The sequence below is a fragment of the Actinomyces lilanjuaniae genome (genome assembly GCF_003606385.1).
Lineage (GTDB): Bacteria > Actinomycetota > Actinomycetes > Actinomycetales > Actinomycetaceae > Actinomyces > Actinomyces lilanjuaniae.
In genome coordinates this window covers 1-24,221 of record NZ_CP032514.1, presented here as the reverse complement: position 1 = coordinate 24,221, position 24,221 = coordinate 1, and the positions used below count along the sequence as shown (strand labels likewise).

Genomic DNA, 24,221 nt, shown 5'->3' with positions numbered 1-24,221 from the left:
GATGAGCGCCGCCCCTGCTCCCAGCACCCCTCCGGGCGTGGCCACGATCCACCCTGCCGGCTCCCCACGGCGGTCAGGCCGCTGGACGGAGGCAGCACTGCTTGGCATCGCCCTGGTCATCGGTCTGGGAGGCTTTGTCCTGACCGCCCTCAACCGCACCGGCGCCTCCCCGGCACAGACCCTCCAGCTCGGCGTCGCCCTGGCCGTTATCGCCCTGGTCGTCCACCTGTGGGTCCGTCGCACCGCCCCCTGGGCTGACCCTGTCATCCTGCCCACGGCAGTCGCCCTCAACGGCATCGGTCTGGCCATGATCCAGCGGCTGGACCAGGCCTACCTCAGCAACGACCAGCCGGAGTACTACGTCGGCAACAGGCAGCTGATCTGGACCGTCCTGGGCGTCCTCTGCTTCTGCGCAGTCCTGGTGGTCCGTGACCACCGGCACCTGCGGCGGTGGGACCGCTGGGCCATGTGGCTGGGACTCGTGTTTCTCGTGCTCCCCTTCCTGCCCCTCATCGGCCGGACGGTCAATGGCGCCCGCATCTGGATCATCATCGGTCCCATGTCCTTCCAGCCGGCAGAGCTGTCGAAGGTACTGCTGGCCGTCTTCTTCGCCTCCTTCCTCGTGGCTAACCGCGACAACCTGGCACTGGCAGGACGCCGTGTGCTGTGGATGAACCTGCCACGTGCCCGTCACCTGGGACCGCTGCTGGTGGTGTGGGGCGTGAGTATCGTCGTCCTGGTACTCCAGCGTGACCTGGGCTCCTCGGTGCTGCTGTTCGGCCTGTTCGTCGTGGTTCTCTACGTGGCTACAGACCGCCCCTCCTGGCTGCTCATCGGCGGGCTGCTGTTCCTGCCCGCCGCCTGGTTCGCCGCGACCCACCTCAGCCACGTCCAGCAGCGTATCAACGGCTGGCTCAACGCTATGGACCCCGAGGTGTACAACGGTATCGGCGGCTCCTGGCAGCTGGTGACCGCCCTGTTCGGCATGGCCTCAGGGGGGCTGGTGGGCTCAGGCTGGGGTGAGGGCTATCCCAGCCTGGTCACCTTCGCCAACTCTGACTTCATCATTGCCTCTCTGGGTGAGGAACTGGGCCTGACCGGGTCCCTGGCGATTATCCTGCTGTACCTCATCCTGGTCCAGCGAGGGCTGCACACCGCCATGGCCCTGCGGGACGGCTTTGGCAAGCTGCTGGCCACCGGACTGTCCTTCACTATCGGCCTGCAGGTCTTCGTGGTGGTTGGCGGAGTCACCCGGCTCATCCCGCTCACCGGTCTGACCACGCCCTTCCTGGCCTACGGTGGCTCCTCCCTCATCTCTAACTGGATCATCCTGGCGCTGCTGGTGAGGTTGTCCGACGCCGCCCGCCGCCCCTCCACCCAGGCACCTCAGATCATCGATACCGCCGAACTGCCGAGCTCGCTGCGCAGTCAGGTCCTGCACGCCCGCGACGACGGCACCATGGACGATGACGCCGTCCCGGACCCGCAGGCAACCCCCTTGGCCCCCGACGGGTACGGTGGCACCGTGGACGTCCCCGGATTCCTGGGCAGCGACGCGGAGACGACCACAATCACGACTGCGGGTGCGCACGAGGAACCTCAGTGGCCCGGCCCCTACCAGGGTCCACCCGCACACCAGGCGACGCTGCCACCGACCCCGGTTCGAGGGATCCAGCAGGCACCTCCTGGTAGCACAGGAGCAGAGGGGCAGGAGAGCACATGAACCGTCAGATCCGTCAGGTCACCATCCTGGTCCTGGTGATGTTCCTTGCCCTGTCCGCGTCACTGACCAGCGTGCAGGGACTGGCGCGCCCCGCTCTGTGGGAGTCGGCCTCCCCCTACGGAACGCTTGTGACCGACTCGCGGAACTCACGCACGGTCTACGCGCAGTTCGGCACCGACAGAGGACCTATCTTCGTCGGTGACACCGCCGTGGCCGACACCGTGGAGTCGGACGACGCCTACACCTTCCAGCGCACCTACCCGGGGGGCGAGCTGTACGCGCCGATCACCGGGTACTTCGCCACCTCCTTCGCCTCTATGACCGCCATGGAGCGTGCCGGCAACTCAGTGCTCAACGGGGACGACCCCTCACTGTTCTCCTCTCGTGTCAGGTCACTCGTCACCGGGGGTGCCCAGCGCGGAGGCGCCCTGGAGCTGACGATCGACCCCCAGGCGCAGCAGGCGGCCTACGATGCCCTGGCGGGACGCCAGGGCGCTGTCGTCGCCCTGGACCCCTCAACGGGCGCGGTCCTGGCCATGGTCTCCACCCCCTCCTTCGACCCCAGCACGCTCGCCACCCACGACGGCAGCGCGGCCCAGGCCTCTCTCGAAGCCCTCAACGAGGACCCCGCCAAGCCCCTGACCAACCGTGCCATCGGTGGCGACCTGTACCCGCCGGGTTCTACCTTCAAGATCCTCACCACCGCTGCAGCCCTACGCCTGGGAACGGTCAGCACCGACTCCGAGGTCAGCGCCCCGGACACGATCACCCTGCCAGGGACCAGCCACTCACTGAGCAACTACGCGGGGGAGTCCTGCGGCAACGGCTCAGTCAGCTTTGCCTATGCCTTTATGGAGTCCTGCAACACTCCCTTCGCGCAGCTGGCCATCGACGTCGGAGAGGAGGAGCTGGCGGAGGAGGCCAGCGCCTGGGGCTTCGACAGCGACATGGCAATCCCCCTGACGGTCACGCCCTCGACCTACCCCGCAAACACCTCCGAGGCCCAGACGGCCATGGCTGGGATCGGCCAAGCGTCGGTACGGGCAACGCCGATGATGATGGCGATGGTCGCGGCTACCGTGGCCAACGGGGGTACCCAGATGTCCCCTTACCTGGTCTCGCGCACACTGGACGCCGACCTCAACGTCGTGGACACGGCCTCTCCGTCCGTGGCTCGTACCCCGATCGACGAGGACACAGCCGCCTCCCTGTCGCAGCTGATGCAGCAGACTGTTGCCGAGGGTACCGGCCGGACTGCGCAGGTAGCGGGCGTGACAGTGGCTGGCAAGACCGGCACCGCCGAGACCGGAGCGGACGAGGGCGGCCCGACGACGTGGTTCGTCGGCTTCGCCGGGACGGACATCGACAACCCCGACGTGGCAGTTGCCGTTGTGCTGGACGGCGGTGCCGACACCGACTCCACCGCTACGGGTGGCTCCCTGGCCGGCCCTATTGCCGCCACAGTGATTGACGCGGTGGTGGACCAGTGAGACCTCGTGTCGGCTTGGAGCTCCAGGGCCGCTACACCCTGGTGGAGCGTATCGCCCTGGGAGGTATGGGCGAGGTATGGCGGGCCACGGACCTGCGCTCGGGCCGGGCCGTTGCCGTCAAGATCCTGCGACCAGAGTTGGCTGGCGACGAGATCTTCCTGTCGCGTCTGCGTGCCGAGGCCACCAATTCCCGCGGCCTGCGCCACCCCAATCTTGCGGTAGTCCTGGACTCGGGGGAGAAAGAGGGCACAGGCTGGATCGTCATGGAGCTAGTCCAGGGCAGGGCGCTGTCCGACATCCTGACGGAGCGGGGCACCCTCCCCCCCTCGGAGATCCTGCCCGTCCTAGCCCAGGTTGCCCGCGCCCTCCAGGTCGTGCACGACTCTGGGGTCGTACACCGTGACGTCAAGCCCTCCAACATCCTCATCAACCGTGAGGGCCTGGCCAAGCTGACGGACTTCGGCATCTCCACCGGCTTGAACCAGCGGCCGATGACCGCCTCCGGCATGGTCATGGGCACAGCCCAGTACCTTGCCCCCGAGCAGGCCATGGGCAACATGGCCACTCCTGCCGGTGACCTCTACGGCCTGGGGATTATCGCCTATGAGGCACTGGCTGGGCGGCGCCCATTCACTGGCGCCACCCAGGTAGACATCGCCTTCTCCCACGTCAACGACGACGTTCCTCCGCTTCCGGACACCCTGCCTCCCCAGGTCAGCGACGTCGTCCTAAGCCTGTTGGCAAAGAAGCCGAAGGACCGTCCTGCCTCGGCCCGGGAGGTAGCCCGCACCCTGGACCGTATCGTGGTCAACCTGCCACCTGAGCCCTGGACCTCCAGCGGGGCACTGGGCTGGGAAGCGACAGGCCGCCGCCAGGAGCCCGGACACGAGGCTCCTCAGCCCGAGGGCTCTACCAGGGACTCTGCGTTCTCGACCCATCCGACCCGGCCGAGACAGACAGCCCAGCCTGCGCACCCGCAGACCCCCGGTGCAGCCGCGACACCCAAGGCCGTCAGCCAGCCCGGAGGCGCCCGGAGCCAGCAGAACTCCGAGGACGCCCCGGAAGGCACTCCCAGGCACGCCTCCGGCCGCCGCTTTATGGGTATGCGCCTGCCGTCCCTGCGGTTCTTCGTCCTCGTTCTGGCTGTGAGCGCAGTCCTGGCAGGTCTAGGTACGCTTGACCCAGCTCCTGAGGCCTCGACGACAGCGACCTCGGGTGCCGGTTTCCCTGTCAAGGAGGTACTGTGACCAGTCAGTTCCCCCAGGTCCTCGCGGGCCGCTATGAGATCCGCGATCTCATTGGACGTGGAGGCATGGCCGAGGTGCACCTTGGCTACGACACCCGGCTGTCACGTTGGGTGGCCATCAAGCTGCTGCGCTCAGACATTGCTGGCGACCCCACCTTCCAGGAGCGATTCCGCCGTGAGGCACAATCCGCTGCCGCACTCAACCACCCCGCGGTCGTCGCCGTCTACGACTCCGGCGAGGAGGAGCTGCCACAGCACTCCGGCGCCGTCAGGCTGGTCCCCTATATCGTCATGGAGTATGTCGAGGGCCACTCTGTACGCGAGCTCCTTAGCGAGGGTGAGGCGGTCCCTATCACTGAGGCCGTAGAGATCGTCACCGGTGTCCTTGACGCCCTGGAGTATTCTCACCGCACAGGTATCGTCCACCGCGACATCAAGCCTGGCAATATCATGCTGACCTCGACCGGGTCGGTCAAGGTCATGGACTTCGGTATCGCCCGTGCCATTGAGGACTCGGCCTCCACCGTCACCCAGACCCACACGGTAGTCGGTACAGCCCAGTACCTGTCACCAGAGCAGGCCCGGGGAGAGAGCGTCGATGCCCGCTCCGACCTGTACTCCACCGGCTGCCTCCTCTACGAGCTGCTGACTGGTCAGCCGCCCTTCCAGGGCGACTCCGCTGTGGCCATCGCCTACCAGCATGTGCGTGAGATCCCCCGCCGCCCCTCCGCACTGGCGGCGGACGTGCCCGAGTCCTTGGACCGGGTCATTCTCAAGTCCCTGGCCAAGAGCCGCGAGGACCGCTACCAGGATGCCGCCCACATGCGTGCTGACCTGCAGGCGGCTGCCCAGGGACTGGCGGTGGCCGCACCCGCGGCAGACTCCTGGGCAGCCGCTGGAGCGGCGTCTGCGACTGCCCCCGCTGCCGCCCAGGCGGTCGGCTCCCAGGCTCCGGCACCGGCGGACTCCTCCGACAAGGCGCAGTCCGCGCCGTCACAGCGCAGAGGGCGCCTGTGGCTACGTGCGCTGCTGGTGGTCCTGCTCCTGGCTGCCGCAGTGGTCGCGGGACTGTACGCCTCCGGCCGTATCGGAGGTACCCCTGCTCCTGAGCCCTCGGCCTCCCCGACCGAGGTCGCCGTCCCCGACATCGCTGAGATGACTGAGGACGAGGCACGCGAAGCCGTAGAGGCAGTTGGGCTGGTTTTCAGCCGAGGTGAGGACGTCTCGCACAACACGATCGACGAGGGTCTTGCCGTCTCATCCGACCCTGAGGCCGGTACCTCTGCCGTGACAGGCACCACCATTACCGTCTACTTCTCGGGGGGCTCAGCCATGGTTGATGTGCCCGACGTCTCCGGCAAGACCCAGGACGAGGCCCGCACCACCCTTGAGGAGGCCGGGCTGCAGGTCGGTAACGCCACGACGGAGGACTCGGGAACTGTCGCCAAGGACAGGGTTATCCGCACCGACCCTGTCGCTGGCAACCCAGTACAGCGCGGTTCGACCGTGTCTCTGGTCCTGTCCACCGGGGAGACCCAGGTCCCGGACCTGACCGGTATGACCCAGGCGGAGGCCCGTGAGGCACTGACATCTGTCGGCCTGAGTGTCGGTAACGTCAGCCAGGACTCTTCCAGCAGTGTCGCTGAGGGCACGGTGATCTCGTCTGACCCAGCAGCCGGCACCCAGGTCTCCCAGGGCACCGAGGTCAATATCGTGGTCTCCAGCGGTGCGGGCACCCCGACACCGACGGCCACGTCCCCAGCCACGTCAGCCTCTACAGCCGAGGCGGTTGTCGTGCCTGACGTGGCCGGTATGAGCCAGCAGGAAGCGGTGGCTACCCTGGAGGGTGCCGGGCTGAGCGTCGACGGCGAGGCTGATCTCGCCTCCTCTGACTCGGTTCCAGCAGGAGACGTCATCTCTGTCAGCCCGTCACCAGGCTCCGAGGTGGAACGTGGTACGCGAGTCAGGCTAACCGTCTCCGACGGTCCTCAGAACAACGGTGAGGAGGCTGCTGCCGACGACGAGGAGGACTCCCAGGATCAGGAGTAGACGTACGTCGCAGTGGGCGACGACATCTCTTCCTCTCTTCTATTTCTATACCGGTGCTTTGCTCCACCTACCGTTGAGGGGCTAGCACCGCCCTAGCCCACGTCGGCGTTTCCGGACAAGTTCCACGTCTCGTTCGCCCACGGGAAGACGACCTCCATAAGCAGGTAGACCACTGCCGCTGTCAGGAGGAGCGCCTGAAGTGCCCGCAGCCACCAGGGTCCGGGCAGATGTCTCCAGATCCAGCCGTACATCAGTTCACCTCCGGGTCGTTGAGAACTGATGCGGGACGCCCCTCAGAGCGATCCATCCAGTAGGAGAGCTCCGCGTGGACAATCCAGCGGCGGTCGTTGCCCCACTCCCCGGTCGTCTCCCCGTGACAGGTCGTCATCGTCAGCATGGCGGTGGTGGGCGTCGCTGTCGGTTCCCCGGGAACAGGAGCGAGGACTTCAACCTGGTCAGGCATGACAATCTCATGACTGGTGACCGTGTAGACATACCAGGTATCGGCAGTCGAGATAATCACCTCGTCACCCTCCTCCAGGAGGTCAATACGCCTGAAGGAGTTGCCGTAGGTACGACGGTGGGCGGCCACAGCAAAGTTCCCGACCTCACCAACCTGCTGGGTCTCCGGGTAGTGACCAGCAGCTGCCTGGTCCAGGACATCAGATCCCGTGCCCTCGATCACGGGCATGTTGTTGTTCGTGACACCGTACCACTTGGGCACGACAAGCATCCCGATCGTCTGTCCGTTCCCGACCGGGCGGACCGCAGGAGGGTCCTCATAGTGGCGGGTGCCCTCCACCTCAGGAGAGTCCACCTGGGTCTGCTCAAAGCTCGTCGTAGCAGCAGCGGCGCTTGCCGAGGCATCTATCCCCGTCCACCACAGCTGCCAGACCAGGAACAGGGCAACAACGAGTCCCGAGGTGATAAGAAGTTCTCCGACACCGGTGAGGATCGCGTTGACAAAACGTCTACCACGCTTGCGGTCACGAGCCTGCACCGGGGGGCGCACAGAATGGGTTCTGGACATCAGACCTCTTTCGGTGTGGGAGGCCCAGTCTGGTGGCAGACCAGGATAAGCGCAAGGTCTCCCGTGGTGGACGTATCACAGTACAGACGTCCAGGACGTCTCGCGCCATGCTCTAGGCTAGGGCGGAATACGTACTTGTGGCGGTCCCCAAACCGCCAACCGCCAGTGAGGAGACCCACGTGGCCCTGTGGAAGAAGTCTGGGAAGAACACCGAGCCGCGCCTGTCCGATACCGACCTGAGGCACGCACTACGGTCAGGTAACCCGGCAAAGCGCGCCAGGGCGCTGGAGGAGCAGTCCCGGGCGGCAGCCAACCGGGTCTCCCGTACTCCTACCAAGGTGAGAGACACCTCCTCCCCCCGCTGGTACGCCCCGACGATGGTGTCTCTCCTGGTTATCGGCCTGCTCTGGGTCGTGATCACCTACCTCTTCCAGGGACAGTACCCGATCCCGTACTTCCAGGAGAACCACGCCTCCGACTGGCTCCTCAACGGCAACCTCTACATCGGCTTTCTCATCATGATGGTGGGCTTCCTGGGGCTTCTTCGCTGGAGGTAACGCGGTACCCGCCCGTGAACAGGGGTACACAGCACTGGGAGCGTTTGTCCCCAGGTGAGTACACACATGTGGATAACTACAGCGATGTGATTCCACAGATGTGTCCACACCTGGGGACAACCACATCGGTGTCATTCAGTTATTGACTGGCCTCCATGGACACCAGCAGGGCATGACAGTCACCCAGGTCCTTGGACCAGCAGGCTGCGGACAAGCACCAGGGCCACCAGGACCACAGCAGCACCGACTGTCGCCACAACGCCGTACAGGCTGCGTCTGTCTCTGGGCGCCCACGCAAAAACCGCCGCCAGCAGGCCGCCGGTGAGCAGCCCCCCCAAGTGGCCTTGCCACGATATGTTGGCACCAAGGAGGGAGATCACGGCATTGAGGACCAGTAGCCCCACAATCTGAGAGGTGTCACGTCCGAGGCGTCGCTGTACCACAAACGTCGTGGCAAACAGGCCAAAGACCGCGCCTGAGGCGCCGACCGTCAAGGTGACCCAGTCCTGGGAGGCCGGGGAGGCCAGCAGGTAGATCATCACAGACCCGCCCAGGGCGCTCAGAAGGTAGACAGCGAGGAACCGCCAGCGTCCCAGCAGCGGTTCCAGGACAGAGCCCAGGACCCACAGCGCCCACATGTTGAATGCCAGGTGAAGCGGTGGCCCGTGGAGAAAAGCGGTACTCAGGAACCGCCACGGCTCCTCCAGGGCAGCAGCGGGGACGAATCCGAGCAGCCGGTCCAGGGGGATGGAGGCGGTCTGAAGGAGAAACTGGGCTATATACACCACGACGCAGGCCAAGATCAGCATGTTGGTTACAGCAGTTCCTGACGTCGGTCTGCCACCCAGGACAGTGCGCACACGCCGCCGACCTGCTTGCGAGGTACGTACGCAGTCCACACAGTGGACACCGACAGGGCTAGGAACCTGGCACTCAGGACACACCGGGCGACCACAACGCTGGCAACGCACATAGGCAGCAGTCTGTGGGTGTCGAGGGCAGACAGGAGGAGTGGAGACAGGCTGCTGACTCATCTATTTTTCCTGTGAAACCGTAGCGCGTCTCTCACTGCGTGCCAGTGCGGTCGAGGCTGGCCGTCGGGGCTGGCAAGGACGGAACCGGACAGGGACCAACCGCTTGCTGGGAGGGGCGCTCTCAGGCTGACAACCTGCACTGACGGGGCGGGGCTCACGGCATGATGGATACGGAGGTGATGACGACGTCCTCCACGGGGCGGTCACGCTGGTCAGTGGCGACGCCGGCAATAGCGTCGACAACCTGCCTGGAGGCAGCGTCCGTCACCGCACCAAAGATCGTGTGCTTTCCCTGGAGCCACTCAGTGGGTGCCGTGGTAATGAAGAACTGTGAGCCGTTGGTCCCTCTCCCCAGCCGCCTGCCGGCGTTGGCCATAGCCAGCACGTAGGGAGCAGCGAAGGTGAGGGAGGGGTCGATCTCGTCGTCGAACACGTACCCCGGACCACCGGTACCGGTCCCCAGGGGGTCGCCCCCCTGGATCATAAAGCCAGGGATCACCCGGTGGAAGATGACGTTGTCGTACAGCGGCGCGTTGGACTCTTCCCCTGTGCGCGGGTCAGTCCATGCCTTCTCACCTGTCGCCAGCCCCACGAAGTTGGAGACGGTCTTGGGGGCTTGCTCAGGATAGAGCTCGAGGCGGATGTCACCGTGGTTCGTGTGAAGAGTCGCTTCCATAGCAGCCATGGTTGCACGGCTTGGCCCTTGGGGCAGTAGCCGCCACCTTGACCGTTACGCTGTTCACCCCAGGCAAAACCCCGGTTCCTCCGTTGGGCACGATCACCGCGGCAGTGCGACCATAGTTTCTGTTCTACCTTCCGTCCCGAGCGAGGGAGCGACATCATGCTGTGCTGCAAGAAGACGTGCTGCAAGACCCACGCAAAAATTGACAGTGGTCAACTCCGCCAGGGGGCCGCCTCTCTTGCTGAGACGGTTGCTGACCGGGCTGCCCGCACTGCCGTGTGGCTGGCGCCACGTGTCAGTAAAGCGCGTGCGGATGTTGCTCGTGCCGCTAAGGACACCCAGGTCCGACTGGAACCTGTGGTTGAGGAAGCCCGGCTACGCGTCGTGGAAGACTACGTGCCCCGCGCGCAACGTGCCGCTGTCGCCGCCCAGGCTGCTGCCCAGGCGGACGGCAACCTGACGGAACGCGCTCAGCGCGCGGCCGTCGCCGCAAAGTCCGCCGCATTGGAGGTTCCTGTGAAGAAGCAGAAGAAGCATCGCGTCCTCAAGACACTGGGTTGGCTGGCTCTCGCCGGTGCGACAGCCAGCGCTGCCTACGTCATGTGGCGTCGTAGCCAGCCGGTAGAGGACCCCTGGGCAGAAGAGTACTGGGCAGACTCCACTGATGCCCAGGACACTGGATACGGCATTACTCCCGCTGCGGCCACCCCTGACACTGCTCAGCAGGGCGACAGCACGGAACCGCCGACCGTCCCGCCAGCTCCTCCTGCCCCTGAGGCCTGAGCAGGATAGATCCTGCACGCGGCGGCTGTCCTAGCATCGTCTTCTCCCAGTCCGCAGCAGTTATGTATTGCTCTGGCTAGGCAGTCTTGAATCACGTAGACGGCGGTGGTGTACCTGCGGGTACGCCACCGCCGTTGCCGTGCGACCACAGCCTGCCTGTACCCGCACCCTGCTCCTGTGTACCCTGTCACCATGACCGGACTGCCAGCAGACCTCATCCCCCTGACTCACGGCATAAGTCCCGCTGGACCATCAACACCCCCGATGATCCCCCAACTGGGTCTCGGAACCTACAAAGTAGTTGATGACGACGCTGAGCACGTGGTCCTGGCGGCGCTCGAGCTAGGCTACCGACATATCGACACGGCTCAGATGTACGGCAACGAGGCAGGGGTGGGCCGCGCTCTCGCGGCCAGCAGGCTACAGCGCGAGGAGTTGTTTGTCACCTCCAAACTCGACAATCCCAACCACCGGCGGGACGATGCGCTGCGCAGCCTTGACGCCACTCTCGACGCCCTGGGGTTGGACTTCCTGGACCTGTTCCTGGTGCACTGGCCCCTGGCCATGTCTGCGGGAATTGACCTGGTGGATACCTGGCGCACTATGATCAAGATTCTTGACTCGGGTCGAGTCCGGGCGATCGGGGTATCGAACTACACTGCTGAGCACCTGCACCGTATCACTGAGGCCACCGGGGTGGTACCAGCCGTCAACCAGGTCGAGCTCCATCCGTGGCTGACTCAGGAGTCGCTGCGTAGCATCCATGAGCGGCTTGGTATCGTTACGCAGTCCTGGTCGCCGCTGGGCCGGGGACAGGTTCTTCAGGACCCAGTGGTCGTACAGATAGCCCAGGACCTGAAGGTAAGTCCGGCGCAGGTAGTCATCCGCTGGCATCTACAAAAAGGCTTCGTAGTCATCCCCAAATCGGTGCATTCTGATCGCATCAGGACCAACGGTGACGTCTTCGGCTTTACCTTGAGCCAGGAGCAGGTGGCGGCGATCGATGCCTTGGACCGCGGCCAGCGTACGGGATCTCATCCCGACCGGGTCCAGGTATAAGTCGCACCGCCCGTCCAAGTTATGCCCGGTGCCTGTGGACACGGTAACCAGAACCAATAGTATTGTCCTGCACCAGTTCGGCAAAGGCGTCCGCCTGGGCAACATCGGGAGAAAAAACGTAGCCGGTCACGGTATCCACCCCGTGGTCGAGGAGCACAGGATGCAAGGGGGTGGAAGGACCCACAAGTACCGTGTAGGCCTGCCGAGACAGGGCGATCAGGCGTGGCGTCGTCTTATTGACAAAGCTCGAGGAGGAGATGAACACATAATCACACTCAGGCAGGATGTACTCACAGGCACTGTCCGGATAGTCCCCAGGCTGCAGCACGCGTTCCAGGCAGCTGTACTCCGCGGCCCCAGCCAGTGCGGCCTGCGCGAAGGGGAAATGACCTACGACCGCCACCTTCTTCCCGGCGATATCGGCAGCAAAGGGGTCAAAGACCTGCCTCCAGGTAGTCCCTTCACCGGTAGGGACAAAGCCGTTGCCTTCAGCGGTGCCCGGTGCGGAGTACCAGGAGTTCACAGCAGCCAACCCAACGCTAGCTTCCGCCAGATTCCAGGAACGCACCAGTGCGGCAACGTCACGCAACGACTTACCAATCAGTGCGGAGTCCTCAACCAGAGCCGGTCGACTCCGTACATCCATGGTCCAGGCTGACCCCACCGATTCGGCTGAGTTAAGCACACGGGTCCACCGCGGTCCCTGACCGGTGCGTGTCACACGGATGTCGGCGGGAAGGCAGTCGATGAGAGCGTCGTAGATCTCCCACGGATTAGTCATGCTATGTCTCCGTTCCCCGTTCAGCTCACCGGCCCGAGTACCCAGGTCCGCTGCCTGGGCCAGGAGACCTGGATGCCACAGTAAGCCGACTTGGTTGACAAGGTGAAGCGCTCCTCACTCTACGCGGGCCGAGAACGAAAATCCAGGCACATCCTCTCCCTGGGAGCCGCACCCGGATACTACTCCTGACACCTGTTGAGGAGACCTTGACTGCGACCTCCAGCAACCTGGTGGTTGTAACGCCTAAGTAAGACTCCAATACACGCGCCCGGTAAAATAGCCTCCGTCAGAGTCTGACAGATCCCAAACTAAATAAGAAGCGCCCAGACAGCCACCTGCACTCCAACCATGCTGGCTTGCCAACGCCTTGTCCTTGGCCGCGGTCCAAGCGCCTCTAGGGTAATCCCCGCCTAGAACTACCAGAGGAGGAGTCAGTTTCCATCGCTAGGTGGAGCCAACGGGACTCGAACCCGTAACCCCCTGCTTGCAAAGCAGGTGCGCTACCAATTGCGCCATGGCCCCGGTACTGGACCTCAGTCCAGCGGGTCAGCTACCTCCACCCAGGTGGCCCGTTGCCGACAATCCGACTCTAACCTCAACCACAAGACGTAGGTCCCAGTAGCCAAGGCGGTGAGAAGCATAATCGGGACAAAACCGCGACTACACATTTGGATCCCCTACCAACTTCGCTGAAGTGGGCCTAGCTGGACTCGAACCAGCGACCTCATCCTTATCAGGGATGCGCTCTAACCGACTGAGCTATAGGCCCGTGCCACTGGAACGAGGTTATCTCACTCGGCCCAGAACGGCCAAGTCAGTTACTCGTCAGCGAGCGTGAGATGAATCCCACCGACCAAGGTTGCAGTGATGTTGTACAGGAAAGCGCCCACCGTTGCTAAAGCAGTGATGAGAATCATATTGACAACTGCAACGATCGTTGCCATCGCAAGGGCACGTGGCAGCTGTAGATAGGTCATGAGGGCGGTGAAGGCGTTAGAGTCCTCGCCTGCGACTGTCCTGGCCAGGTCCTCAATCGTGGAGAAGACCTGCATTGCGTCGAGCATCAGCCAGGTAAAAGCAGTAGCCACAATGACCATGACCCCCGCAGCAAAGCTTAGCAGGAAGGAGGCCTTCATCACCGACCACGGGTCGATTCGGGTGAGTGCAAGCCGCACCCGCCGTGGACCGACGATCTTCTTCTTAGACTTTTTCTCTTCCGTGTTCGACCCGGAGGTCGTCGCCTCCACAACGGACACAGCGTCTCCCACAGGCTGGGGCGGCCCGCCACCAGGCGGAATGGATATCGGCTGGCTCATGCCTCTACCTCGCTCTCCTCATCAGGCAACGCTACCGCCTCACCCGTGGTGCTCGCATCCGTGACTGTCTGGGTATCCTGACTTGCTACCACGCCAAGAAGCGCCGTGTCAGGCTGCTTCACCTGGTCTTCGGCTGCGTCTTCCTGTGGCTCCTTCCCAGACACCTCCGGGCTGTCAAGGTCCCGTTCAGCGTTACGAGCCACCGCGATGATGCGGTCACCCTCATCAGGCTTGGCAAAAGTCACACCTTGTGTCGTCCTTCCGGTGACTGAGACCTCGCAGACGGCAGAGCGCACAACCTTCCCGGACGCCATGATGCACATGACCTCGTCACTGGGCGCGGTCGTCAGCGCCCCCACCAGCTCGCCACGCTCCTCCACTAGGTTGGCTACCTTGACCCCGAGGCCGCCCCGCCCCTTGACAGGGTAGTCAGCCACGTTGGTGCGCTTAGCGTACCCTCCCTCAGTCACCACGAACAGATCCGCGTCCCTCCAGGAGGGGTCAATGACATCCATGGCGAGCAGCGAGTCACCCGGCCGGAAGCGCATACCGGTCACGCCACTCGTTGCACGTCCGGTCGGCCGTAGCGTGGCATCGTCCGCCTGAAAGCGAAGCGACTGACCGTGGTGGGAGACCAGCAGCAGGTCCTGGCCCTCGGAGACCAGGCGCGCAGAGACCAGCTCGTCGGCTCTTCCCTCCTCGTCCTGTCGCAGGTTGATGGCGATAACCCCTCCAGAGCGGTTAGAATTGTACTCTTGCAGCCTGGTCTTCTTCACCAGACCCCGGCGCGTAGCGAGCACAAGATAGTCCGCCTGCTCGTAGTCCGTGAGCTCCATGACCTGGGCGATCTCCTCCCCGGGCTGGAAGGCGAGGAGGTTTGCCACGTGCTGGCCCCTGGAGTCACGGCCTCCCTCAGGGAGCTCATAGCCCTTGGCCCGATAGACTCGCCCCAGGTTGGTGAAAAAAAGCAACCAGCGGTGAGTCGTGGTGACGAAGAAGTGGCTGACCACGTCGTCCTCCCGAAGGACCGCGCCCCTGACGCCCTTACCTCCCCGGTGCTGAGACCGGTAGGCGTCAGTACGGGTCCGCTTGGCGTAACCGGAACGAGTAATCGTCACAACCACGTCCTCCTCGGGGATGAGGTCCTCCAGACTCATCTCGCCATCGAAAGGCACGATCGTCGTACGCCGCTCGTCTCCATACTTGTCCACGATCTCAGCCAACTCGGAGGAGACGATACCGCGCTGACGGTCAGGACTGGCAATAATGTCACGCAGATCAGCTACCCGGGTGGTAAGGTCGTCAGACTCCTGCTGGATCTTCAGGCGTTCCAGAGCAGCCAGACGACGCAACTGGAGGGAGAGAATAGCTTCAGCCTGGGCCTCGTCAACTCCCAGCAGCTCCATGAGTCCGCTCCTGGCCTCCTCGGTGGTGGGCGATCTACGGATAAGAGCGATCACCGCGTCCAGGGCGTCAATGGCAGCCAAAAGACCGCGCAGGATATGCAGCCTCTCCTCCGCCCTGCGCAGTCGGAAGCGTGACCGCCGCACAATGACGTCAATCTGGTGGGAGACCCAGTGACGCACAAACCCGTCCAGGCTCAGAGTGCGCGGCACACCATCAACCAGGGCCAGCATGTTTGCGGCGAAGTTGTCCTGCAGCTGAGTCCGCTTATAGAGGTTGTTGAGTACCACCTTGGCGACAGCATCGCGCTTGAGGACGATCACCAGCCTCTGGCCGGTACGTCCCGAGGTCTCATCACGAATGTCGGCAATTCCTTGAACCTGGCCCTCACGCACCAGCTGGGCGATCTTGTCGGCCAGGTTGTCAGGATTGACTTGATAGGGCAACTCAGTGACCACAAGGCACTGGCGTCCCTGGATCTCCTCAACCTCCACCACTGCACGCTGGGTGATCGAGCCGCGACCGGTACGGTAGGCGTCCTCAATGCCGCGACGTCCCAGGATCGTGGCACCAGTGGGAAAGTCAGGGCCAGGAATCCGGGCGATGAGGGCCTCAAGAAGCTCTTCGCGGGACGCTTCAGGATGGGAGAGGAACCACTGGACACCACTGGCGACCTCACGCAGGTTGTGCGGAGGGATACGGGTGGCCATACCCACCGCGATCCCCTCAGATCCGTTAACCAACAGATTGGGGAACCGTGAAGGAAGAATCGCCGGCTCCTGATTACGCCCGTCGTAGTTGTCCTGGAAGTCGACGCTCTCCTCATCAATGTCTCGGACCATCTCCATGGCCAGAGGAGCCATCTTGCACTCGGTATAGCGAGGCGCGGCCGGTCCCAAGTTCCCAGGAGTACCGAAATTACCCTGGCCGGCTACCAGAGGATAGCGTAGAGACCACCACTGCACCAGACGAGCCAAGGCGTCATAGATGGCACCGTCACCGTGGGGGTGATAGTTTCCCATCACTTCACCCACCACGCGGGAGGACTTGGAGAAGGATGAGGTGGGCCGATACCCGCCGTCGTACATAGCGTAGAGGACACGCCTGTGCACGGGCTTGAGTCCGTCACGCACGTCCGGCAGCGCCCGTCCGACAATGACGCTCATGGCGTAGTCAAGGTAGGAGCGCTGCATCTCCATCTGCAGGTCGACCGGCTGGATACGGTCCCGATCCGTCTCCTCGGTACCGTCGATGCTGGTGGTGTTCTCGTCGCTCACGGGTTTCCTTCGGTCTTGTGTTTCGGTATCCACCTGATCCATCTGGCACCTGGACAACCAGGGGCACGAGACGGCCCCGGCCCAGGACCAGCCAGCAGGCCATGAGCACCAGGGTGCTCAGATATCAAGGAAGCGCACATCTGTTGCGTTGCGCTGGATGAATGAGCGGCGCTGTTCGACGTCGTCGCCCATGAGAATGGCAAAGGTTTCGTCGGCGTCAGCCGCCTCATCAAGGGTGACCTGCTTGAGAACCCGGTGCTGCGGATCCATCGTGGTTTCCCACAGTTCATGGTCGTTCATCTCGCCTAGACCCTTGTACCGCTGGATACCACCTTCCTTGGGCAGGCGCCGTCCGGCTGCCTGCCCAGTTTCGAGGAGCTGGTCACGCTCGGCATCCGAATAGGCGAACTCGTGGTCGGTACCGACCCACTTGATCCGGTACAGGGGGGGCATAGCAATATAAGCATGCCCATGCTCGATAAGAGGTCTCATATACCGGAACAGAAGCGTGAGAAGAAGGGTGGCAATATGCTGCCCGTCAACATCGGCGTCAGCCATGATGACAATCTTGCCGTAGCGCAGCCGGGAGATGTCGAAGTCCTCTCCGATACCTGTGCCAAAAGCCGTGATGAGGCTGCGGATTGTTTCCGAGGACAGCGCCCTGTCCAGCCTGGCCTTCTCCACGTTGAGGATCTTTCCCCGAATCGGCATGATCGCCTGATGCTCCGGGTCACGTCCACCCACGGCAGATCCCCCAGCAGAGTCGCCCTCGACAATGAAGATCTCGCACTCCTCAGCCACACGGGAGGAGCAATCACGCAGCTTTCCCGGCATAGAGGCAGATTCCAGGACACCCTTACGTCGGGTAGCCTCTCGCGCCTTACGGGCGGCCAGTCGCGCGGTAGCGGCCTGAATAGCCTTGGTGACTACGGCCTTCGCCTCACCCGGGTGGGAGTCGAGCCAATCGCCGAGCTGGGAATAGACCGTCTGCTGGACGAAACTGCGGGCTTCAGTATTACCGAGCTTGGTCTTGGTCTGTCCCTCGAACTGTGGCTCTGAGAGCTTGACCGAGATCACTGCAGTCAGTCCTTCACGGACGTCATCGCCAGTGAGGTTGTCCTCCTTGTCCTTGAGCAGCCCCCTATCACGGGCGTACTTGTTAACCAGTGTCGTCAGCGCCGTACGGAAGCCTTCTTCATGGGTACCGCCCTCCGTTGTGTTGATAGTATTAGCATAGGTGTGCACGGACTCCGAGTACGCGCTTGTCCACTGCATGGCGATCTCCAGGCTGATAGACCGCCCGTCCTCCGTAACTTGCTCAGCCTCAAAGGCGATGATCTCAGGGTGAATCAGGTCCGTCTTCTTGGAGGTGTTGAGAAAGGCCACGTAGTCGCGCAGGCCGTGCTCGTAGCAGTAACTGACGCTGCGGTGCCCTACGACCGGGTCGTCAGCGGGCCCGGCCTCATCCCCAGTTATCTCGTCCCCCGAGTCCTGTACACCGGCGCGCTCGTCCGTCAGAGTAATACGCAGGCCCCTATTGAGGAAGGCCATCTGCTGAAACCGTCGGCGCAGGGTTTCATAGTCAAAACTGACCGTCTCAAAGACAGCAGGATCAGGGTAGAAGGTCTGAGTCGTCCCCGTGTCCTGTGTAGGTGCCTCCCGCACGAGGTCAGTCACCGGCTTGCCGCCCTCCGCAAAGGACATGCGCCACTTGTACCCCTGTCGACATACCTCCGTCTCGACACGAGTGGACAAAGCATTGACCACGGAGATTCCCACTCCGTGAAGACCGCCAGACACCGCGTAACCGCTGCCACCGAACTTTCCTCCAGCATGGAGAATTGTCATGACAACCTCCACAGTCGGTCGCTGCTCAGTGGGATGGTTGTCGACAGGGATACCCCGCCCGTTGTCCGTCACGCGTACACCGCCGTCGGCCAGGAGAGTAACCTCAATGTGGTCACAGTAGCCAGCGAGGGCCTCGTCCACCGAGTTATCTACTACCTCGTAGACCAGGTGATGCAGACCACGTTCACCGGTAGACCCGATGTACATGCCGGGACGCTTGCGAACTGCCTCCAGTCCCTCAAGGACGGTGATGTCCGAGGCCCCGTAGTCCCTACCCCCTGAAGCCGTCGGATCAAGGTCTCCCGAGAGCGCTGCCTCGGAAGTTGTCATGATGTCCTGGTCAGACACGTGTCAGTTGCTCCTCGTTCTGTGCGCAAAAGGGACCTGGGTGGTCCGAATGTCTCCGTCCCGCTCCCTCCTTGGGCCGATCCTGGTCTGGACACCGCGCTACAAGAGGTGCTTGTCATCTGGACGGTCATGGGCGCACCGTGGGCGCTCAGAGGCATTCTAGCCCAGGAGGGCACATGTCCCGGCGAGCACGAGCCCCTCACAGACGTGCCTGTGGTCACCTCAGTTACAAGAAAGTTACCCGTAGGTGTCGCGAGGACCACGCGCTCCGTGCAGCCCCACTCCGCGATGTCGCCAACTCGGTGCCGCGGGCCCGAGAATCCTTAGCGTCACAGGAGGACGGGGGCGGGTCTGCCCTGGATGGCTCCTTACATCCATCGTGCCCGCGGGCGCCGACTTCATCGTCTCGGCGACACGCGCCTCGATAGTAGGCTGAAGCAGCCGCAACTGCTGGGCCCAGCTAGAGGATGAGGCGCGCACGGTAACCTGATCGGCGTTAAAGGATTCTACGGTACAGTGCTGGGCAACCTGCTCCCCCACGATACCGGACCATTGAGACACGGTCCAAGCCACAGCAAGCCTGTCTACCCAGCCATGGCCCGTGACAATACGATGCAACTCCTCACGGCCCGTGCGAGGGTCGTAGGGAGTGGGACCAGGCCTGTCCCGTCCGCGCGCCAGTCCAGGTCCACGCTCATCCGGGTCCTCATCCAGTTGCAGGGCACGATCACGTTCACGTCGAAGGTCCCATGGCGCCACCTTCTTCTCATGGTCTGTAATCCACCCAGGAGCCTGCGTCTCTCCCGACTCCCAGGCACGGCGCCGCTGACGTACCAGGGCACGTTGGGCAAGGACGTCAACCGGCTCCTGACTGTCGCGACTAGGCTGCTGGGGAGAACCAGGTCCCTGCTCAGTCATTGGTCACCTTCCCTCCCAGAACATGAAAGCGTGCTCCGTTCAACTCTGCAGGAACGTCAGCGTCCACCGCCGCTGTCAGCAACACTTGCTGGGCATTCGCGACCATCTTAGCCAGGGCACGACGCCGCTGCTGGTCCAGTGAGGCGAATACATCATCAAGGATGAGGACGGGCTCGGAATCACCACCATAGGTGTCGGCGCTGTGCCGCAGCATCTCGTAAGAAGCCAGACGCAGGGCCAAGGCGAGGGACCACTGCTCCCCGTGAGAAGCAAACCCTCTAGCTGGCAGCCCCCCTAGGAACAGACTAAGGTCGTCACGGTGCGCGCCAACAAGGTTTGCTCCCCTGTCAATCTCCCGCTCGTGAAGCTGAGCCATCGCCGTCCTCAGCCGCACCGCGACCGCGGCCGGGTCCCGAAGCGCCTCCTCCGTCTCGTGCCAGGTCTCCTTGCGCTGTGGGTCAGGATCTCCGGTCCTTTCATGGGCGTCCAGGCTAGATCGATAGGCAGCATGGACGGAAGACCGTCCTACGGAGACAGTCTCATAGGAGGACTCCACCCAGGGACGCAACCGGCGTAGCACCTCAATCCTGGCCGCGATAAGACGGGAGGCGACATCAGCAAGCTGGGCGTCCCAGACCTCCAAGGTGGAGATCACCGATCTGGTGCCGGTCGCACTCGACCGTGCGGCACGCGCCGACTTCAGAAGGCTAGCTCGCTGAGCGAGGATCTTGGAGTGCTCGGCGAGCACACTTGCCAGCCCCGGTCGCAGTGCAACTGCCAAGTCGTCCAGGAGGCGGCGACGCAGCCCGGGTTCTTCACGCACCACGGCAAGATCCTCCGGAGCAAAGACGACGGCGCGCAGGATTCCCAGCAGGTCACGAGGACGGCAGTTTCCACGATTAATCCTAGCCCTGTTAGCTTTCCCCGCAATGATCTCGATCTCCAGGACAGTGGGACGATCTGTATGCACCACCTTTGCTCTCAAGACGGCTCCCTGAGGCTGGGAAGAACCAGGAGGGGCACGGCGTACCAGAGCCGTGTCCGCACCAACTCGGTGCGACGAGAGCGTCGCCATATAGGCAACAGCCTCTACCAGGTTGGTCTTCCCCTGGCCGTTGGGGCCTACGAAAGCGGTGGGCCCGGGGGACAGGGAGAGAACCAAGTCCTTGTAGGAACGGAAGTTGTCCAAGGAAAGGTCAGAGAGGTACACGTTGTTGCTGAAGTAGTCAGGCACCGAACCGAATCGGCATGATGAGATAGCGGAAGCCGGGATCCTCGTCACCACCGATAGAGTCCACGCCGGTAAGTACCGCGGGTTTGGAAGAGTGCGTGAAGTCAAGTCTGACATAAGGATGCTCCAGCGCACCTAAGCCGTCTAGCAGAAAAGCGGGGTTGAAGGCAGTCGTAATATCGTCGCCCTCAAGGTGGGACACAAGTTGCTCGGAGGCTTGCGCGTCGTCACTCTGGCCTGCATCAAGGGAGAGAGTACCCTGGGTGAAAGTCATGTGGACAGGTGTGGAGCGCTCAGCGACCAAGCTTACGCGCCGAACCGCAGCCATGAGTTCCTCGGTTCCGACGGTAGCATGGATGGTCGTTGTCTCCGGGAACAGCCGACGCACCGGCGGGTAGTCGCCATCGGTAAGCAAGGAGGTAGTTCGTCGACCGCCAGCCTCGAACCCGATGCGTCCGGACGAGGTGCTGTCGTCCGAGAGGGCAAGGGTGATCTCACCCGAGGAGGTCAGGGACTTGGCGACGTCAGACAAGGTTCGGGCCTTGAGCAACGCTGTCGTGGCGATCTCTACGTGCGACGGATTCCATGTCATCTCACGTACCGCAAGCCTGTAACGATCAGTGGCCATCAGGACCAGCGACTCGCCCTTAACTTCTATCTGTACGCTGGTGAGCAGAGGAAGAGTGTCGTCGCGTGACGCGGCAGCAGAGACCTGGGCCACCGCCCGAGCCAGGTCATGAGCGTCTACTGTCCCCGCCACGGCGGGCATGGTGGGCAAGACAGGGTAGTCGTCTGCCGCCATGGCAGCCAGGGAGAAGCGGGACGACCCACAGGTGACAGTGACTTTAGTTCCTTCGACTTCAAGTTCTACAGGCTTGTTGGGCAGAGACTTGGCGATGTCGGCAAGCAGCCTTCCCGACACCAGGACAACGCCCTCCTCTTCTACCTCGGCAGCGACCTCGCTACGTGCTGACACCTCATAGTCAAAGGACGCCAGAACCAAGGTCGCTCCTATGGCTTCCAGGCGTACCCCCGCCAGGACCGGTACCGGAGGCCGGGTCGGGACGGAACGAGCGGTCCAGGTCACAGCCTCAGCGAGGACGTCACGATCAACCCTGAGTTTCACGGTAGGTGCCTTCCTGTCGATGTTCCTGGTCCCTGGCTCCAGCAGGTCCCTGGCTGTGGAGCGGAGCGGGATCGTTGGCACGGCTGGTCCGTGACCGATCCGTACGGAGGAGTCTAGACGTCACCCCAACACTAGTCTGACAGCCTCGCCCCCGACCATACCTGGTACAGCAGCCTCGGCATGAGTCGGCCGTGAGGGTTCCCAGGCAGGTCCAGGGCGCTGAGGGAGCCTCGATGGCTGCGCTGTGCCGTTCATGTAAGAAGTTCCTGTTCTGTAGGTGTAGTAGCACATGTGAATCCTGGGGAGAACTGGCTCTTAGGCGGGAACCGCGCGGTGACCTCTGTGGAACCACAAAGGAGTGGTTCTGGTGATCGGACAGTAGGAGCGGTGGAGACAGGGAACTTACAGCAATGTGTTTCCACATGTAGCCTCTGGGTCTCCACACTGTGTCAGGTTGTCATCCACCTACTCTCCACAGAAGTATCCACACGGGTCGTACTGGCGGTGGTCGCACCATCTGGGTCACCATGGTGGCCCGGCATACGGAGTTTGTAGGGGACTACGGCCGCGCGGAGGAGGTCCCCAGAGCTCCAGCGTCAGGTTCCCAGGCGGGGTTGGTCAGTGTTGTGGGGACTGTGCAGCCTGCTTGATACGGCTGGTCAACTCTGTGACCTGGTTGAAAGTGGAGCGACGCTCAGCCATCAGTGTGCGGATCTTCTTGTCGGCACTCATGACTGTGGTGTGGTCGCGTCCTCCGAATTCGCGACCGATCTTGGGCAGTGACAGGTCGGTGAGTTCACGGCATAGATACATAGCAATGTGGCGCGCGGATACGATTGTGCGAGACCGGTTGGCGGAGCAAAGGTCCTCGATCGTGATACCGAAGTAGTCGGAGGTCTGCGCCATGATGAGTGAGGCGGTTATTTCCTGGCCCTCGGGGTCGGAGATAAGATCCTTGAGAACCATCTCTGCCAACGTGTGGTCTACCGGCTGTTTATTGAGGGAAGCGAAAGCGGTGACTCTGATAAGCGCTCCCTCGAGTTCACGGATGTTGGTCGTGACACGCGAAGCGATGTACTCCAGAACGTCCAGCGGCAGGTCGAGGCCTTCAGCAGATCCCTTGCGTGACAGTATCGCGATACGAGTCTCCAGGTCGGGGGGCTGGACGTCGGCTAGAAGACCCCATTCGAAGCGTGACCGCAGGCGCTCGTCGAGGCCGCCTAGTGCCTTGGGAGGCTGATCAGAGGTAAGAACTACTTGCTTTCCGGAAGAGTGCAGGGAGTTGAAGGTGTGGAAAAACTCTTCTAAAGTGGATTCTTTTCCTTGGAGGAACTGGATGTCATCGACGAGGAGGATATCTACCTCGCGGTAGCGCCGCTTGAAGCCTTCCATGCGACCGTCATCTTGATTGCCGTCGCGTACACAAGCGATGAAGTCGGAGACGAAGACTTCGGAGTTGACATACTTGACACGGATACCGGGATTAAGCGTTCGCGAGTAGTGCCCAATTGCATGGAGGAGATGTGTTTTTCCGAGACCTGATCCGCCATATATAAATAAAGGATTGTAAGCTCGGGCAGGTGCTTCGGCCACAGCGAGAGCAGTGGCGTGGGCGAACCGGTTGGAGGAACCCGTCACGTAGGTGTCAAAGGTGTAGCGTGGGTTGAGTTGGGAGATGTCGTCTGCGGCAGTGGGGGTCAGTAGGGAGGAGGGTGACTGGTTAACGGCGGAGAGGGACGCAGTGGAGCGGTAAGTGCTCTCGGCGGCTGACGAAGTGACAGACGAGGAGGCTGTCTCCTGAGGTTGAGTAGTAGTCCGACGGTCCGTACCGAGAGGGGACCCGCTCCCGATGGAGGTAGGTGCCGTGCCAGTTGTTACAGCGTATCCCCGGGCAGCCGGGGCCTCCGAGTAGATGTCAGTACCGTTGGCCGGGTGCTCGGTGCGGTTAGCGGCGTACGTAGGCATCTCGACGTGACCTGGAGTGGTGTCATGACTAAGGTGAGCTGTGGCGAGGTTCATCGGTTCTTGGGACCTGGGGGAGTTAGGTCTGCCAAGGCGAGTCCCTTCCGAAGATGTGTCGACAGTCACTTCAATAGGCACAGGATGGCCCCACACCTGAGCGACTGCAGCAGCGATCGGTGCCCGTGACTGCTCCACAACGTCCTTAGCGAAGGCGGACCCAACGACAAGGACTAGGGTTCCATCTACGTCGATGACGTGGGTCATACGGATCATGGACATCTTGCCTTGCCCCAGCTCCCCTGAGGTGGAGAGGACCTCCAGGGCGGAAAGCCACTGGGTGTTGGCTGTATCGGGCAC

General features: G+C 62.7%; 19 protein-coding genes and 2 tRNA genes. 7 read left to right on the top strand and 14 right to left on the bottom strand.

What is annotated here, in order from left to right:
• Position 1: 1 nt before the first annotated feature.
• The 4 genes from D5R93_RS00100 to pknB are packed head-to-tail and all read left to right on the top strand — an operon-like array spanning position 2 to position 6,508.
• Entirely contained in the window at positions 2 to 1,723 is a 1,722-nt protein-coding gene (locus tag D5R93_RS00100) for an FtsW/RodA/SpoVE family cell cycle protein (RefSeq protein WP_119835355.1), read from the top strand.
• Complete coding sequence (locus D5R93_RS00095) at positions 1,720 to 3,213, top strand: peptidoglycan D,D-transpeptidase FtsI family protein (RefSeq protein WP_119835356.1); 1,494 nt, start codon at positions 1,720 to 1,722, stop codon at positions 3,211 to 3,213. Before D5R93_RS00100 ends, D5R93_RS00095 begins: the two co-directional genes overlap by 4 nt.
• Entirely contained in the window at positions 3,210 to 4,460 is a 1,251-nt protein-coding gene (locus tag D5R93_RS00090; protein ID WP_119835357.1) for a serine/threonine-protein kinase, read from the top strand. The genes D5R93_RS00095 and D5R93_RS00090 overlap by 4 nt, the downstream gene beginning before the upstream one ends.
• A complete protein-coding gene (gene pknB, locus D5R93_RS00085; RefSeq protein ID WP_120203033.1) occupies positions 4,457 to 6,508 on the top strand; it encodes a Stk1 family PASTA domain-containing Ser/Thr kinase in 2,052 nt (683 codons plus the stop codon). Before D5R93_RS00090 ends, pknB begins: the two co-directional genes overlap by 4 nt.
• Before the next feature lie 92 nt (positions 6,509 to 6,600).
• Here the strand turns inward: pknB and D5R93_RS12965 are convergent, their stop codons facing one another.
• Complete coding sequence (locus D5R93_RS12965) at positions 6,601 to 6,759, bottom strand: hypothetical protein (RefSeq protein WP_162933729.1); 159 nt, start codon at positions 6,757 to 6,759, stop codon at positions 6,601 to 6,603.
• Positions 6,759 to 7,538 carry a class E sortase gene (locus D5R93_RS00080; RefSeq protein ID WP_119835359.1) on the bottom strand — a complete coding sequence of 260 codons (780 nt, stop codon included), beginning with the start codon at positions 7,536 to 7,538 and terminating at the stop codon, positions 6,759 to 6,761. The genes D5R93_RS12965 and D5R93_RS00080 overlap by 1 nt, the downstream gene beginning before the upstream one ends.
• 179 nt (positions 7,539 to 7,717) lie before the next feature.
• On the opposite strand from D5R93_RS00080, the gene D5R93_RS00075 reads away from it, so the two are divergent.
• The gene (locus D5R93_RS00075; RefSeq protein WP_243106827.1) at positions 7,718 to 8,095 is read left to right on the top strand and encodes a cell division protein CrgA; all 378 of its coding nucleotides are present in this window, start codon (positions 7,718 to 7,720) and stop codon (positions 8,093 to 8,095) included.
• A 179-nt stretch (positions 8,096 to 8,274) separates the two neighbouring features.
• Here D5R93_RS00075 and D5R93_RS00070 read toward each other — a convergent pair whose 3' ends face one another.
• Both D5R93_RS00070 and D5R93_RS00065 read right to left on the bottom strand, forming a co-directional pair.
• The gene (locus D5R93_RS00070) at positions 8,275 to 8,904 is read right to left on the bottom strand and encodes a rhomboid family intramembrane serine protease (protein ID WP_310732061.1); all 630 of its coding nucleotides are present in this window, start codon (positions 8,902 to 8,904) and stop codon (positions 8,275 to 8,277) included.
• Positions 8,905 to 9,283: 379 nt separating this feature from the next.
• Positions 9,284 to 9,805 carry a peptidylprolyl isomerase gene (locus D5R93_RS00065; protein ID WP_120205653.1) on the bottom strand — a complete coding sequence of 174 codons (522 nt, stop codon included), beginning with the start codon at positions 9,803 to 9,805 and terminating at the stop codon, positions 9,284 to 9,286.
• A 363-nt stretch (positions 9,806 to 10,168) separates the two neighbouring features.
• Here D5R93_RS00065 and D5R93_RS13665 point away from each other — a divergent pair, with 363 nt between their 5' ends.
• Together D5R93_RS13665 and D5R93_RS00055 are read left to right on the top strand one after the other, a co-directional pair.
• The gene (locus D5R93_RS13665; RefSeq protein ID WP_243106826.1) at positions 10,169 to 10,594 is read left to right on the top strand and encodes a hypothetical protein; all 426 of its coding nucleotides are present in this window, start codon (positions 10,169 to 10,171) and stop codon (positions 10,592 to 10,594) included.
• A gap of 192 nt (positions 10,595 to 10,786) precedes the next feature.
• The gene (locus tag D5R93_RS00055) at positions 10,787 to 11,653 is read left to right on the top strand and encodes an aldo/keto reductase (RefSeq protein WP_120205651.1); all 867 of its coding nucleotides are present in this window, start codon (positions 10,787 to 10,789) and stop codon (positions 11,651 to 11,653) included.
• 19 nt (positions 11,654 to 11,672) lie between these two features.
• Here D5R93_RS00055 and D5R93_RS00050 read toward each other — a convergent pair whose 3' ends face one another.
• The 10 genes from D5R93_RS00050 to dnaA all read right to left on the bottom strand — a co-directional run bounded on the left by D5R93_RS00050 (position 11,673) and on the right by dnaA (position 24,221).
• Positions 11,673 to 12,434, bottom strand: coding sequence for a Rossmann-like domain-containing protein (locus D5R93_RS00050; RefSeq protein WP_120203028.1), 762 nt, complete (start codon positions 12,432 to 12,434; stop codon positions 11,673 to 11,675).
• Between the two features lie 449 nt (positions 12,435 to 12,883).
• Positions 12,884 to 12,956, bottom strand: a tRNA-Ala gene (locus D5R93_RS00045).
• 173 nt (positions 12,957 to 13,129) lie between these two features.
• Positions 13,130 to 13,203, bottom strand: a tRNA-Ile gene (locus D5R93_RS00040).
• Between the two features lie 49 nt (positions 13,204 to 13,252).
• Positions 13,253 to 13,750 (bottom strand): DUF3566 domain-containing protein, encoded by a 498-nt coding sequence (locus tag D5R93_RS00035; protein WP_119835362.1) that lies wholly within the window; start codon positions 13,748 to 13,750, stop codon positions 13,253 to 13,255.
• Positions 13,747 to 16,431 carry a DNA gyrase subunit A gene (gene gyrA / locus D5R93_RS00030; protein WP_120203026.1) on the bottom strand — a complete coding sequence of 895 codons (2,685 nt, stop codon included), beginning with the start codon at positions 16,429 to 16,431 and terminating at the stop codon, positions 13,747 to 13,749. Before gyrA ends, D5R93_RS00035 begins: the two co-directional genes overlap by 4 nt.
• A gap of 117 nt (positions 16,432 to 16,548) precedes the next feature.
• Positions 16,549 to 18,609: a DNA topoisomerase (ATP-hydrolyzing) subunit B gene (gyrB, locus tag D5R93_RS00025; protein WP_119835596.1), complete on the bottom strand. Its 2,061-nt coding sequence runs from the start codon at positions 18,607 to 18,609 to the stop codon at positions 16,549 to 16,551.
• Positions 18,610 to 18,864: 255 nt separating this feature from the next.
• Positions 18,865 to 19,545 carry a DciA family protein gene (locus tag D5R93_RS00020; protein ID WP_119835364.1) on the bottom strand — a complete coding sequence of 227 codons (681 nt, stop codon included), beginning with the start codon at positions 19,543 to 19,545 and terminating at the stop codon, positions 18,865 to 18,867.
• A complete protein-coding gene (gene recF, locus D5R93_RS00015) occupies positions 19,538 to 20,755 on the bottom strand; it encodes a DNA replication/repair protein RecF (RefSeq protein WP_120205649.1) in 1,218 nt (405 codons plus the stop codon). The genes D5R93_RS00020 and recF overlap by 8 nt, the downstream gene beginning before the upstream one ends.
• Positions 20,756 to 20,771: 16 nt before the next feature.
• Positions 20,772 to 21,902 carry a DNA polymerase III subunit beta gene (dnaN, locus tag D5R93_RS00010; protein WP_120205647.1) on the bottom strand — a complete coding sequence of 377 codons (1,131 nt, stop codon included), beginning with the start codon at positions 21,900 to 21,902 and terminating at the stop codon, positions 20,772 to 20,774.
• A gap of 618 nt (positions 21,903 to 22,520) precedes the next feature.
• Complete coding sequence (dnaA, locus tag D5R93_RS00005) at positions 22,521 to 24,221, bottom strand: chromosomal replication initiator protein DnaA (protein ID WP_119835365.1); 1,701 nt, start codon at positions 24,219 to 24,221, stop codon at positions 22,521 to 22,523.

What these genes read in the sequence shown, in the direction of transcription:
- D5R93_RS00065 (WP_120205653.1), bottom strand. Translation starts at nt 9,805, where the DNA reads ATGGAAGCGACTCTTCACACGAACCACGGTGACATCCGCCTCGAGCTC.
- gyrB (WP_119835596.1), bottom strand. Translation starts at nt 18,609, where the DNA reads ATGACAACTTCCGAGGCAGCGCTCTCGGGAGACCTTGATCCGACGGCT.
- D5R93_RS00070 (WP_310732061.1), bottom strand. Translation starts at nt 8,904, where the DNA reads ATGCTGATCTTGGCCTGCGTCGTGGTGTATATAGCCCAGTTTCTCCTT.
- D5R93_RS12965 (WP_162933729.1), bottom strand. Translation starts at nt 6,759, where the DNA reads ATGTACGGCTGGATCTGGAGACATCTGCCCGGACCCTGGTGGCTGCGG.
- D5R93_RS00100 (WP_119835355.1), top strand. Translation starts at nt 2, where the DNA reads ATGAGCGCCGCCCCTGCTCCCAGCACCCCTCCGGGCGTGGCCACGATC.
- D5R93_RS00080 (WP_119835359.1), bottom strand. Translation starts at nt 7,538, where the DNA reads ATGTCCAGAACCCATTCTGTGCGCCCCCCGGTGCAGGCTCGTGACCGC.
- D5R93_RS00035 (WP_119835362.1), bottom strand. Translation starts at nt 13,750, where the DNA reads ATGAGCCAGCCGATATCCATTCCGCCTGGTGGCGGGCCGCCCCAGCCT.
- D5R93_RS00020 (WP_119835364.1), bottom strand. Translation starts at nt 19,545, where the DNA reads ATGACTGAGCAGGGACCTGGTTCTCCCCAGCAGCCTAGTCGCGACAGT.
- D5R93_RS00050 (WP_120203028.1), bottom strand. Translation starts at nt 12,434, where the DNA reads ATGACTAATCCGTGGGAGATCTACGACGCTCTCATCGACTGCCTTCCC.
- D5R93_RS00055 (WP_120205651.1), top strand. Translation starts at nt 10,787, where the DNA reads ATGACCGGACTGCCAGCAGACCTCATCCCCCTGACTCACGGCATAAGT.
- D5R93_RS00095 (WP_119835356.1), top strand. Translation starts at nt 1,720, where the DNA reads ATGAACCGTCAGATCCGTCAGGTCACCATCCTGGTCCTGGTGATGTTC.